8 protein-coding genes are annotated in these 12,602 nt (G+C 70.7%); 6 read left to right on the top strand and 2 right to left on the bottom strand.

The annotated features are described in order from the left end of the window. Positions 1 to 85 precede the first annotated feature (85 nt). The 3 genes from gmd to AB0J36_RS18105 are packed head-to-tail and all read left to right on the top strand — an operon-like array spanning position 86 to position 3,434. Positions 86 to 1,099: a GDP-mannose 4,6-dehydratase gene (gene gmd, locus AB0J36_RS18115; RefSeq protein WP_357171568.1), complete on the top strand. Its 1,014-nt coding sequence runs from the start codon at positions 86 to 88 to the stop codon at positions 1,097 to 1,099. Next, a complete protein-coding gene (locus AB0J36_RS18110) occupies positions 1,096 to 2,313 on the top strand; it encodes a glycosyltransferase (RefSeq protein WP_357393198.1) in 1,218 nt (405 codons plus the stop codon). Before gmd ends, AB0J36_RS18110 begins: the two co-directional genes overlap by 4 nt. Continuing rightward, complete coding sequence (locus tag AB0J36_RS18105; protein ID WP_363660893.1) at positions 2,310 to 3,434, top strand: DegT/DnrJ/EryC1/StrS family aminotransferase; 1,125 nt, start codon at positions 2,310 to 2,312, stop codon at positions 3,432 to 3,434. The genes AB0J36_RS18110 and AB0J36_RS18105 overlap by 4 nt, the downstream gene beginning before the upstream one ends. Positions 3,435 to 3,489: 55 nt before the next feature. Here AB0J36_RS18105 and AB0J36_RS18100 read toward each other — a convergent pair whose 3' ends face one another. Then, on the bottom strand, positions 3,490 to 4,746 hold the full coding sequence (locus AB0J36_RS18100) for a hypothetical protein (RefSeq protein ID WP_357171566.1): 1,257 nt from the start codon (positions 4,744 to 4,746) through the stop codon (positions 3,490 to 3,492). Next, positions 4,743 to 5,930, bottom strand: a complete 1,188-nt coding sequence (locus AB0J36_RS18095; protein WP_357120000.1) for a hypothetical protein — start codon at positions 5,928 to 5,930, stop codon at positions 4,743 to 4,745. The genes AB0J36_RS18100 and AB0J36_RS18095 overlap by 4 nt, the downstream gene beginning before the upstream one ends. A gap of 390 nt (positions 5,931 to 6,320) precedes the next feature. Here AB0J36_RS18095 and AB0J36_RS18090 point away from each other — a divergent pair, with 390 nt between their 5' ends. From AB0J36_RS18090 to AB0J36_RS18080, 3 genes are all read left to right on the top strand, one after another. After that, the gene (locus AB0J36_RS18090) at positions 6,321 to 8,198 is read left to right on the top strand and encodes a nucleoside-diphosphate sugar epimerase/dehydratase (protein WP_357120003.1); all 1,878 of its coding nucleotides are present in this window, start codon (positions 6,321 to 6,323) and stop codon (positions 8,196 to 8,198) included. Between the two features lie 198 nt (positions 8,199 to 8,396). Further along, positions 8,397 to 11,501 carry a M14 family zinc carboxypeptidase gene (locus AB0J36_RS18085; RefSeq protein WP_357171565.1) on the top strand — a complete coding sequence of 1,035 codons (3,105 nt, stop codon included), beginning with the start codon at positions 8,397 to 8,399 and terminating at the stop codon, positions 11,499 to 11,501. Between the two features lie 91 nt (positions 11,502 to 11,592). After that, positions 11,593 to 12,525 (top strand): NAD(+)/NADH kinase, encoded by a 933-nt coding sequence (locus AB0J36_RS18080; RefSeq protein WP_357120009.1) that lies wholly within the window; start codon positions 11,593 to 11,595, stop codon positions 12,523 to 12,525. Positions 12,526 to 12,602 lie beyond the last annotated feature (77 nt).

The raw sequence follows: 12,602 nt of genomic DNA, 5'->3' as shown, positions 1-12,602 counted from the left end.
CAGTTACCTGAAACCCGAGTTACGCCGACGTCGCGAGCGATATAAGGAAGCGCGGGGGAAATTGGCCCAGCAGGAGAGGGACTTCATGTCACGAACGGCGCTCATATCCGGTATCACCGGGCAGGACGGCAGTTACCTGTCGGAGTTCCTGCTCGACAAGGGATACACGGTGCACGGCATCAAACGGCGATCGTCCTCTTTCAACACCGAGCGGATCGACCACGTGGACGTTCATCCGCGCAGCGGCGACGCCCGCCTCTTCCTCCACTACAGCGACCTCTCCGACCCGGCCTCGCTGACGGCGCTGATCCGGGACATCCGCCCTCACGAGATCTACAACCTGGGCGCCCAGAGCCACGTCCGGGTGTCCTTCGACATCCCCACGTACACGGCGGACGTCACCGGCCTCGGGGCGCTGCGCATGATGGAGGCGGCCCGCTCCGCCGACATCGGCTGCCGGTTCTACCAGGCGTCCTCGTCGGAGATATTCGGCTCGACCCCACCCCCGCAACGCGAGGAGACCCCGTTCCACCCGCGCAGCCCGTACGCCTGCGCCAAGGTGTACGCCTACTGGTCGGCGGTGAACTACCGCGAGTCCTGGAACATGTTCTGCGCCAACGGCATCTTGTTCAACCACGAGAGCCCGCGCCGGGGTGAGAACTTCGTGACCCGCAAGGTCACCCGGGCGGTGGCCAGGATCGAGGCCGGCATCCAGGACAAGCTCTACCTGGGCAACCTGGACGCCGTTCGGGACTGGGGCTACGCACCGGAGTACGTCGAGGCGATGTGGCTCGCCCTCCAGCGGGACACCCCGGACGACTACGTGGTCGCCACCGGTGAGGGCCACACGGTGCGCGAATTCGTGGAGGCCGCGTTCGACCGGGTCGGGTTGGACTGGCAGCGGTACGTGGAGTTGGACCCCGCCTACTTCCGCCCGGCGGAGGTCGATGCCCTCGTCGGCGACTACTCGAAGGCCCGGCGCGCCCTGGGGTGGGCCCCGAAGACGCTCTTCAGCGACCTGGTCCGGATCATGGTCGACGCCGACCGGCAACTGCTCGAGGACGAGCGGATGGGGCGACTGATCCGGGTGGACCGGTGAGGGTCGCGGTCGACGCCGCACCCATCCGTCCCGGTCACGCCGCAGGGCTGGAAGCCTTCACCTACGGACTGTTGACCGGCATGGCCGCCGACGACTCCTGCGAGCTGCGGGTGAACGTCCTGCGGGGCACGCTGGACCAGTGGCGGGAACAGGTGCCCGTCGCGCGCATCGGCTGGACCGAGGTGACCCAGCCGCTGCGCTCCGACAACCCCACCGGCCAATTGCTGCGCAGGTGGACACCGACGGTGGTGCGCAACTCCCGTACGGTCCGCACGGCGGTCAACGCGGTCCGGCAACGCTCGGTCGTACGGCATGCCGACACCGACGTCACCCTGTTCCCGTTCCACTCTGCCCCGATCGGGTCGGGCCCCTCGGTCGTCGTCCTGCACGACACACGCCACCTGCGGACCGAGTTCCACGCCCCCGGCTTCGCGGCGGTCGTCCGGGAGAACGTGGCCCGCGCGGCGGCGATCGTGGTCACCTGGCCCCATCCGTACCGGGAAACCCTGCGTCTCTTCCCGGAGGCCGCGGAGCGGACCGTGCTCATCCCGACCCCGGCGTTCCAGCCGGCGCCGGAACGCGCGCACGCGCGGCCCGAACCGGGGCTGCTGGTCTACCCGTCGTCCACCGCGGAGCACAAGAACCACGCCACGCTGCTGGAGGCGATGGCGCTGCTGCCCGACTGCCGCCTGATCTGCCCGGGGCCACTGGTCGAGCCCGAGGCGAGCCGACTGCTCGCCCGCGCCGCGCAGGCCGACCTGCGCGGCCGGGTGTCGTTTCCCGGCTTCGTCAGCCTCGACGAGCTGAACGCCATCTACGCGAGGGCGGACGCGGTGGTCGTACCCTCGCTCTGGGAGGCGGCCAGCGGCGCGATGCTGGAGGCGTTCACCTGGGGTCTCCCGGTCGCCTGCGCCGACGTCGAGCCGCTGCTCGACCAGTTGGAGTTCAACCACGCCGAGGCGGCGGTCTTCCGGGCGCGGGATCCGCGGTCCCTGGCCGACGCGGTCCGGCACCTCCTCGACGACCGGGAGCGCTATGCCGCGGCCTCCCGGCGGGCGAACGACCGGCTGGCCGCTCGCACGTGGGCGGCCACCGGCCGCGACTACCTGGACGTCCTCGCCTGGGCGGCGCGGGGCGGATCAGGCCCGGTGCCCCGCTCCCCCTTCGTCACGGCGGCGAACGACGCCGCGCCCAGCGGAGGTGACGGGCCATGAGCATCGCGGACGACACCTATCCGGTGGCCCGACCGAGCCTCTCCACGTTGGAGGAGCGGTACGTTCTGGACGCCCTGCGGAGCGGGTGGATCTCCTCGCAGGGTCCGTACCTGCGGGACTTCGAGGAACGGTTCGCCAGTCGCTGCGCCGCCGGCACCGCGCTGACGACGAGCAACGGCACGGTCGCGCTGCACCTGGTCCTGGCGGCGGCGGGCATCGGGCCGGGGGACGAGGTGGTCGTCCCCGCGCTGACGTACGTGGCGACGGCCAACGCCGTGGCGTACTGCGGTGCGCGGGCCGTCTGTGTGGACGTCCTGGCGGAGAGCTGGTGCGTCGACCCGGCGGCGGTACGCGCCGCGATCGGCCCGCGTACCCGGGCGGTCATCGCCGTCGACCTGTATGGACATCCGGCCGACTACTCCGCCCTGCGGCAACTCTGTGACCAGCACAATCTGCTCCTGGTCGCCGACGCGGCAGAGTCGTTCGGCGCCACCCTCGACGGGCGGCCCACCGGCTCACTCGCCGACGTCACGACCTTCTCGTTCTTCGGCAACAAGGTGCTCACGTCCGGCGAGGGCGGCTGCGTGACCACCTCCGACGCGGCCCTCGCCGAGCGGATGCGTCTCCTCCGTAACCAGGGCATGGATCCGCACCGTCGGTACTACTTCCCGGTGCTCGGCTACAACTACCGGATGACGAACCTGTGCGCCGCGGTGCTCTGCGCCCAACTGGAGCGCGCGGACGAGATCCTCGCCCTTCGGGACCGGGTCATCGCCGGTTACGAGGAGCAGTTGGCCGACGAGCCGACGCTGTCGGCGCAGCCGGTGGCCGCCGGAGTCCGCCGCGCGCCCTGGATGGCGGCCTTCCTCGTCGGGGCCGAGGGGGACGCCACGTCCCGGGACGCGCTGGCCCGTGCGCTCACCCGGCTCGGCGTGGAGACCCGCCCGTTCTTCGTGCCGATCCCGGACCTGCCGGCGCATCACGATCCGGGCGCGGACTGTCCGGTCACCGAGGACCTGAGTCGGCGCGGCCTCAATCTGCCCACGTACGCCGATCTGAGCGAGCCGGCGGTCAAGGCCGTGGTGGAGCGCGTCCGCGCCGCCCTGGCGACCATCGCCTGACCCGCCGCCGGACCGGCGCCCGACCGGGTCGGCGCCGGTCCGGCGGTCAGACCGGTCAGACCGGTTGGACCGCCGGTGGACGGTCGGCCGCACGGTCGGCCAGCAGCAGGAGATAGCTGCCGCCCCAGGCGACCGCGCTGGCCAGGGCCAACAGGACCAGCGCGCCGGCCGCACCGGGCGCGCCGAACAGAACCGCCCCGGCGACGACCGCCGGCACGCGCAGCCCGCCGAGCAGGAGGCCGAGTACGATCGCCCGCCGGCTCGCCCGTTCGATCCGCAGCCCGGCGAAGCCGATGGTGGCCGGCACGGCGAGCAGGCTCTCCAGCGCGAGCAAGACCAGCAGGCTCCGGGCGACGCTCCAGTTGGAGCCGAGCAGCTCCCTGCCGACCGCGTCCGGCAGCAGGGCGACCGCGACTGTCAGCGGCCCGATGGCGGCGGCCACCAGCAGTGCCAGCCGGACAGCCGCCCGGGTCCGCACCGTGCGGGACTCGGCCCGGGTGCGGGCCAACTGCGGCAGGACCAGCGTGGCCGCCGTGGACAGCACCAGGTTGACCGGCCCCAGCAGCGTGCGCCCGGCGCTCAACGCACCGACCACCGCCGTGCCGGCGACCAGCGCCACCGCGGTCAGCGCCAGCTGCGCGGACCCGTTGGTCAGCAGGAACTGCGTACCGAATCCCACCGCGACGCGGGTCTCCGCTCGGCCGACGCGCCAGCCGGGCACCAGCGCGTACCCGCGCCGAGCCGCGACGACCAGGCCGATCAGCGCGCCGCCGCCGCCCCACAGGGCGAAGACAGATGGCGGGTCGATCACCCGGAACAGGCCGGCCAGCACGGCACACCCGGTGAGCGCGGCCCACGTGATCTCCTGGGCCATCGCCGCCGAGGGAGCGCCGATGCCGACGGCGACCGCCTTGGTGTAGTCGTAGAGGGCCAGACCGGGCAGGGCGAGGCCCGCGAACAGCAGGTAGGGCGAGCCGTACGCCACGCCGGCCGCGCAGACGAGGGTGCCACCGACGAGGCCGAGCAGGATCGCCCGCCGGGAGGCCGACGCGACCCCGACGCCGGTGGCCAGCACGGTGTCGGTCACGGTGCTCCGGACCAGCCCGGAGCCGACGATGTAGAACGAGAACGCCAGGGCGAACTGGCCCAGCCCACCGACCGACTCCAGTCGGGTCACGGTGATCGCCAGCAGCAGGTTGCCGCCGCTGGAGAGCCCGCCGACGACGAGCGCGAGCAGCGCCCGACGTCCGGTCCGTGGACCCTCTCGGGCGTCGGCGCGACCGACCGCGTGCCGGCCCACCCGTACGGTCACCGGCGCGCGGCCGGGATCGCGGGTGTTCGACCGGGCTCCGGGCGCCTGCGGGCCCCGTGCAGCGAGCGGCGGCTGAGCGCCAGGAGGACGAAGACCGGGATCGCCGCCACCACGTGTTGCAGGAAGCTGATCGTGGAGTCCGGGTAGGTGTTGGACCAGAGCAGCGGGTCGAAGAGCACCAGGCAGAAGAGGCTCAGCCGGATCGGGCCGGGTGCGCCCCGCCAGCGCAGCAGCACCGCCGCCACCGCGGCCCAGAACGCGTGCACGGCGACCACGCCGGCCGGACCGTCGAAGAACCAGATGTTGCCCAGCAGCAGGAATGTGTAGGCCGACGTCGGGCCACCGCCGATGTACTGGTTGATCCGCTGCCCGGTGGAGATCGCCGGACGGTCCGGATCGAGCACCCGGGGCACCAGCCCGTACCGCAGGTAGTCGGTGGCCACGGGCTGGCCCAGGTCGACCGGGACGTCGAAGCCCGCCACCACACTGAGCTGGCTGTCCAGCCGCAGCCGGTCCGTGGCGGTGACCTTGGTGTCCACCGCGACGCCGCGATCCTCCCGGATGCTGTTGCGCTGCTCGAACACCGCCGGCCACGCGAGGAAGACCACGACCGCGCAGAGCACCAGGTAACGCAGCCGGAAGACGCCGCAGAGCGCCCCGGTGGCCGCCATGAAGAACACCAGCGCGACAAGCGGAGCGGTGAGGGCCGTCAGTACCGCGACGTAGATTTCCGCGCCGACGAGGACGGCCAACCAGCCGTACAGCTTCGTCCGCGACAGCCGACCACTCAGATGGCTGGCCACCAGCAACGCGAAGCCCAGAGCCGTCCAGCCGGAGAAGAGCGTGCTCACCATGGCGAGCGGTCCGTCGGACAGATCGCCGGAGATCTGGTTGACGATGCTGCCCCGACCGAGGTACGCCGCGAGCAAGTTCGCGGCGACGCTGGTGAGCGTGACCACGATGGCGATCGGGTACAGCCACGGATAGCGGGCGTGGGCGCGCCGGAAGCCGTCGCGCCAGCGCGGGTCGGGACGGCCGAACAGGCTGGCCATCGTCTCCACGGCGACACTGCCCAGCAACGCGAGCCCGACCAGATAGACGATGAAACCGGTCTCCGGATTCCGGTAGTAGACCGCCATCGGCAGGATCAGCAGCGCGTACGGGGCGAGCACGACGACGGTCACCGGATAGCAGCGGAGCAACCGACCGACGAGGTCCCGGTGGGCGCCCGAAGCCCTGTTCCCAGGTGGGTGGTCCGTCCGCGCCTCGGTCGCACCGGTCGCCCCGCCGGGGAAGAGGGCAGCCCCGGGCCAGGTCATTGCGCGCGGGCCCCCTTCGAGATGCGGATGGTCGCTCCTGACCCAACGAGCCAACCGACCGGGCGAAACGCCCTTGCGGACGCGAGCCTCGCGCGTAGACCCGTCGGACTTCCCGACCATAAATCAGACAACCGGTCATAGAAATGTGAAAACCGGATTCGGCGCCGCATATTCCGCTAAGCAGGTAGCGGATGGCCGTGGCCCCCTGACCTGCCCTGGGTCATCTTCGGCCACGGACAGGACAGGGAGTCGTAGATGCCCCCGGAGATGCAACGGGTTGAGCCAACGGCGTCAACAGCCACCGGCCGGGCCAGGGTGAGCCGCCGTCGGACTGCCATCTTCCTCGCCGCCGACGCCCTCGGCTGGGTCGGCGGGTTCACGGTCGCGGGCTGGGCCAGGTACGAGATGGCCCTCACCGTCGACCAAGCGGTCAATGCGGTACTGCTCGGTGGCGGTGCCGCCGTGCTGCATGTCGGAGTCAGCGCACTGCGTCGTATTCGTTCCGGTCGTCAGCCTCTCGGCACCGTCGAGGAAGTCCGTGGACTCGCCGGCACCACCGCCACCACGGCCGCGATCGTCCTCGTCGCCCTCCTCTCGATGGGCGAACGCCCAGTGCCGGCCAGCACCCCCGTGATCGGTGCCGCACTGGCGCTGCTGCTGATGCTCAGCTGCCGTCTTCTGCACCGCCACCGGCGCGACCGCGCGATGCGACCCGATGCCCGCTCGGCCACCCCGGTGCTCCTCTTCGGTTTCGGCGAGGCCGGGCAGGGGCTGGTACGCGCGATGCTCAGCGACCCGAAGGGCCGCTACCTTCCCGTCGGCGCGCTCGACGACGATCCGGGCAAACACGACCTGCGCATCGCAGGTGTCCCGGTGCTCGGCGGCCGGCAGCACCTCGTCGAGGTGATCGAGCGCACCGGCGCCACCACTGTCATCTTCGCCGTGGCGAACGCCGACGCCATGCTGATCCGGGAGGTGCGGGAGGCGACCCTACGCACGGGGGCGGCGTTCAAGGTGCTGCCGCCGGTCCGGGAGTTGGTGGATCACCGGATCACCGTCAGCGACGTACGGGACGTCCAGATCAGCGACCTGCTGGGCCGCCGGCAGGTGGTCGGCGACCTGACCCTGGACGATAACGGGCTGACCGGCCGACGTGTTCTGGTCACCGGTGCCGGGGGTTCGATCGGATCGGAGCTGTGCCGACAGATCATGCGCGCCAACCCCGGTGAGCTGATGATGCTGGACCGGGACGAGTCGGCCCTGCACAGCCTCCAGATGTCGCTCACCGGGCGCGCGCTGTTGGACGGCCCCGAACTCATTCTCGCCGACCTACGGGACGACGAAGGTGTACGCCGCATCATGCGGGAACGCCGCCCCGAGATCGTCTTCCACGCGGCCGCGTTGAAGCATCTGACCCTGCTGGAACGCCACCCGGGTGAGGCGGTCAAGACCAACGTCTGGGGGACGCTCACCGTCCTGGACGCCTGCCGGGATGTCACCCGCTTCGTCAACATCTCCACCGACAAGGCCGCCAACCCGATAAGCGTGCTCGGCTACTCGAAGCGCATCACCGAGATGCTGACCGCGCACGCCGCCGCCACGTACCCGGGCACCTTCCTGAGCGTCCGGTTCGGCAACGTCCTAAGCAGCCGGGGATCCGTGGTGACCGCCTTCCAGCGGCAGATCGAGGCGCGACAGCCCCTGACCGTCACCGACCCGCACGTGACCCGGTACCTGATGACGGTGCAGGAGGCGGTACACCTGGTTCTCCAAGCGGCGGCCATCGGGCGCGGCGGGGAGGCCCTGGTCCTCGACATGGGCGAACCGGTACGGATCGACGATCTCGCCCGGCGCATGGTGGAGCAGGCGGCCAGCCCGGTCCCGATCGTCTACACCGGGCTACGACCCGGGGAGAAGCTGCACGAGGACCTGTTCGGCAAGGGGGAGGCGGACCGCCGGCCGCTGCACCCGCTGATCTCGCACGTGACGGTACCGGTCCTGGACCCCTTCGAGGTGAGTGGACTGGACCCGTTCGACGAACCCGACAAGGTCACCGACCAGCTAGCCCGGCTCTGCGGCATCCTGCCCGGTCCGTTCTCCGACCGCCGCACCGGGATTCCGCTGGCCCGCTGACGCCGTCGCAACCGGGGCCGGCGCACACCCCGCGTCGGCCCCGGCGCGAGCTGACGGAGCCTTCCCACCCGACCCGCCACCCGTCACAGTTGGCTCCAGCATCGACGCGGACAGCAACGACCCGCCCATCGACCGATTGACATCAATCACGCCACACCGAAAGCTCGCGCCTACAGGTCCTTCACCCAAGGAGGCGCGATGAGACCGAGACGACTGGCGATCGCCAGCGTGGTCACCCTGCTCGGCGCACTCGCATTAACCCCGCCGGCAAGCGCGAAGCCACCGTCCGAACCGGGCGCCCGCGACGGCCTGGAGGTCTACGTCGGCACGGTCGACGCGAAACAGCGGGACCAGCTACGCGCGGCGGGGGTCGACCTCGGCCACGACGCGAAGACCGACTCGACCGGCAGGACGACCGTCGAGACGGTGCTCAGTCGCCGGCAGGCGAAGCGGCTGACCGACCAGGGCGTCCCGTTGTCGGTGAAGAAGGTGCGCGGCAAGGACGCGTCCCAGGCGCTGCGGGAGCAGGCGGCGGCGGGCTGGACGGCGTTCCGGCCCTACGGGGAGCCGGGCGGTCTGCGCGACGAGTTGAACGCCACGGCGGCCCGCTATCCCAAGCTGACCAAGGTGGAGACGATCGGCCGTACCCAGCAGGGCCAGCCGATCGTCGCCGTGAAGGTCACCAAGAACGCGCGGACCGTCGCGGACGGGAAGCGGCCAGCCGTGCTCTACGCCGGCGCGCAGCACGCCCGTGAGTGGATCACGCCGGAGATGACCCGTCGACTGATGCACCACGTGCTCGACAGCTACGGCACCGACCGGGAGATCACGAAACTTCTGGACACGACCGAGCTGTGGTTCCTGCCGGTGGCCAACCCGGACGGCTACGACTTCACCTTCACCACCGGCAACCGGCTGTGGCGCAAGAACCTGCGGGACAACAACGGCGACGGGCAGATCACCTCCGGCGACGGCGTGGACCTCAACCGCAACTTCGCCTACAAATGGGGGTACGACAACGAGGGCTCGTCACCGGAGCCGAACAGTGAGACCTACCGGGGTCCGGGCCCCAACTCGGAGCCGGAGACCAAGGCCCTGGACCAGCTCTTCAAGCGGGTCGGGTTCGAGTTCTTCGTCAACTACCACTCGGCGGCCGAGCTGCTGCTCTACGGGATCGGCTGGCAGGTGAGCACCCCCAGCCCGGACGACGAGATCTACAAGGCGATGGCCGGGGACGACGCGCACCCGGCGGTGCCCGGTTACGACCCCGACATCTCCGCCGAGCTGTACACGACCAACGGTGACACCGACAGCCACGCCACCGTCCGGTACGGCGCGCTGGGCTTCACCCCCGAGATGTCCACGTGTGAGGCCGCCTCGGCGGTCGACCCGGACGACGAGTGGCGCCCGGAGGACTGCGTCAGCGGCTTCATCTTCCCCGACGACGAGACGTTGATCGCTGGTGAGGTGAGCAAGAACCTGCCGTTCGCGCTCGCCGTGGCCAAGTCGGCGGCGCACCCGGACGAGCCGGTGTCGGTGGTCGGCCGGAGCACCCCGGACTTCGTGGTGGACGCCTTCGACACCTCGTACGGGCGCACCCAGCAGGTCGCCGCCATCACCCGGCGGGCGCTGAAGAACGTGAAGATGCACTACACGGTCAACGGCGGGCGACCGAAGAACGTCGCGGTCCGCGAGTGGCGCGGAGGCGAACGGTACGGCGACACTCACGACGACTACTACGCGGAGCTCCGCGGCACGGTCGGCGGCACGAAACCGGGTGACCGGGTGGAGGTCTGGTTCACCGGCAACAAACCCCGGTCCGGGGTGGTCGCCAGCGAACACTTCACCTACCAGGTGCACACCGACATCGGCGGCGACGTGCTGGTCCTCGCGATGGAGGACGTCACCGGCCTCAGCCCGACACAGACCGGCACCACCGCCAAGTACGCCGACGAGGTCGCGGCATCGTTGAGCGCCGCCGGCCGCAGCAGCGACGTGTACGACTTCGACGCGATGGGCCGCAAGGCGCCCCATCCGCTGGGCGTGCTGTCGCACTACAAGGCGGTGGTGTGGGAGACCGGCGACGACGTGATCATGCGCTCCCCCGGCCAGGTTGCCGGCACCGCGGCCAAGGCGGCGCTGGACACCGAACTGGCCGTGCGGGACTACCTCAACGAGGGTGGCAAGCTCCTGGTCAGCGGCCAGTACGCGCTGTACGCCCAGGGCGCCAACGGTTCGTACGTCTACCACCCGGACGCGCCGCCGGAGTGCACCAACGCCGACGATCCGGCCTGCCTGCCGCTGCTGAACGACTTCCAGCAGTACTGGTTGGGAGCGCACACCTACGTCAGCGACGGCGGTACCGCGCCGGAGGGAGAGCCGTTCCCGGTCGCCGGCCGCGACGGCACGTTCACCGGCTTCAACGGGCAGCTCAACGCGGCCGGTTCGGCGGAGAACCAGGGGCACACCGCGTCGTTCCTGACCACGTCGAGTTTCCTGCCGCCGGACGAGTTCCCGCAGTTCGCCAGCTCCGCGCCGGTGGGCTGGACCCGACCGGGCGGCGCGCCGTTCGACCCGCGTACGGGTGAGTGGTACCTGTACAGCGGGCAGGCCAACGAGTCGTACAAACGGCTCACCCGCACGGTGGACCTCAGCGGGGCGACCAGCTCAGAGCTGCGCTTCTTCACCTCGTACGAGATCGAGCAGAACTGGGACTTCCTCTTCGTCGAGGCCCACGAGGTGGGCAGCGACAACTGGACGACACTGCCGGACGTCAACGGCAAGACCAGCACGGTCACCGGGGAGAGCTGCGCCTCGGGTTGGGGCCAACTGCACCCCTTCCTCGCCCACTACCAGGGCGCGGGCTGCTCCCCCTCGGGGAGCACCGGAAGCTGGAACGCGGCGACCGGGACGTCGAGTGGGTGGAAGGAGTTCGTGGTCGACCTGACCGCGTACGCCGGCAAGCAGGTCGAGGTGTCAATCACGTACGCCTCGGACTGGGGGGCCCAGGGGCTCGGGGTCTTCCTGGACGACGCCCGGGTAATTGTCGACTCCGCGACCGTGGCGGAGACCTCGTTCGAGTCCGCCGACCTGGGCGGCTGGACGGTGGCCGGGCCGCCGGCCGGCTCCGGCGGCAACGCCAACGACTGGTCGCGCAGCCAGCAGGCGTTCGAGGAGGGCTCCGTGGTGGTCACCGGGGACACGGTGTACCTGGGCTTCGGGTTGGAGGGCCTCTCCCCAGCGACCCGCGATGACCTGGTCGCCCGCTCGTTGACCCACCTCACCGGTCAACGCCGCCCCTGACGGCGGCGAGGTGCGCCGGCGGTCCACGGACCGTCGGCGCACCTTCGGCGTACGCCGGGTGCGCCCCGCACCGATGTGATGAGCTGGACGGGTGTCGGGGCTGGGACTTGTGCTGCACCCCACCCGGGATGTCACCGAGGTGGTCGAAATCATCGAACGGTGGGCGACGCGTCACCGCAAGACGCTGTACGTGTCCGAGGAGGACCAGCACCGCGTCCCGTCCTCTGTCGAACCGGTGCCGGCGGACCAGGTGGCATCCCGCGCCGACGCGTTGATCAGCATCGGCGGTGACGGCACGATGCTGGGTGCGCTGCGCTCCGCCGTCCGCGACCCGAAGCCGGTGCTCGGCGTACACCTGGGTCGTCTGGGGTTTCTGGTCGAGATCGAACCGCCGGGACTGCCCGACGCGCTGAGCCGGCTGCTGTCGAAGGACTTCACCGTCGAGTCGCACGCGTGTCTCGCCTGCGACGTGTGCGGTGACGACGTCGTCGCATTCAACGACATCGCGCTGGTCCGCCAGCCGGGCGCCGGTTTCGTCAGCGTCACGCTCGCCATCGACGGCCAGCAGTACGGCTACTACCGCAGCGACGCCGTGGTGGTCAGCACCCCGATCGGTTCGACGGCGTACAGCTACGCGGCCGGCGGTCCACTGATCTCCCCGGCGGCGGACTCGGTGGTGATCACGCCGGCCGCGCCGATGGCCGGTATCTCCCGTGCCGTGGTGCTCTCCCCGGACGAGAAGATCCGGTTGGAGCTACAGCCCAACTCGTCGCCGGTCGTCGTGGAGATGGACGGTCTGGTCTTCCGCGACGCGGCGACGGAGGGGGCGGTGGACATCTCGTACCGCCGCGACGCCGGCCTGGTGGTCCGCTTCGACCCGCTGCGCTACCAGGAGCGCAACCAGTTGAAGATGACCCTGCTCGACCTGCCGTTCCTCCCCGAGCAACTCCGCGAACTACTCCCCGAAGAACTCCGCCGCCGCAGCCAGGAACTCCCCCCACCCGCCGACCCCCCACCCTGCTGACCCCCCACGCCCACCACCCCTGCCGCGCCCCCCACCCCCACCGCACCTGCCGCGTGATCAAGAGGTTTGCGTCACGA

This window comes from Micromonospora sp. NPDC049662, from assembly GCF_040675055.1.
Lineage (GTDB): Bacteria > Actinomycetota > Actinomycetes > Mycobacteriales > Micromonosporaceae > Micromonospora.
Note: the sequence above shows the minus strand (reverse complement) of the source record. Positions and strands in the feature narration are given on the sequence as shown.

Excerpts from the sequence above, each read along its gene's own strand:
- AB0J36_RS18105 (WP_363660893.1), top strand. The coding sequence starts at position 2,310 with ATGAGCATCGCGGACGACACCTATCCGGTGGCCCGACCGAGCCTCTCC.
- gmd (WP_357171568.1), top strand. The coding sequence starts at position 86 with ATGTCACGAACGGCGCTCATATCCGGTATCACCGGGCAGGACGGCAGT.
- AB0J36_RS18085 (WP_357171565.1), top strand. The coding sequence starts at position 8,397 with ATGAGACCGAGACGACTGGCGATCGCCAGCGTGGTCACCCTGCTCGGC.
- AB0J36_RS18090 (WP_357120003.1), top strand. The coding sequence starts at position 6,321 with ATGCCCCCGGAGATGCAACGGGTTGAGCCAACGGCGTCAACAGCCACC.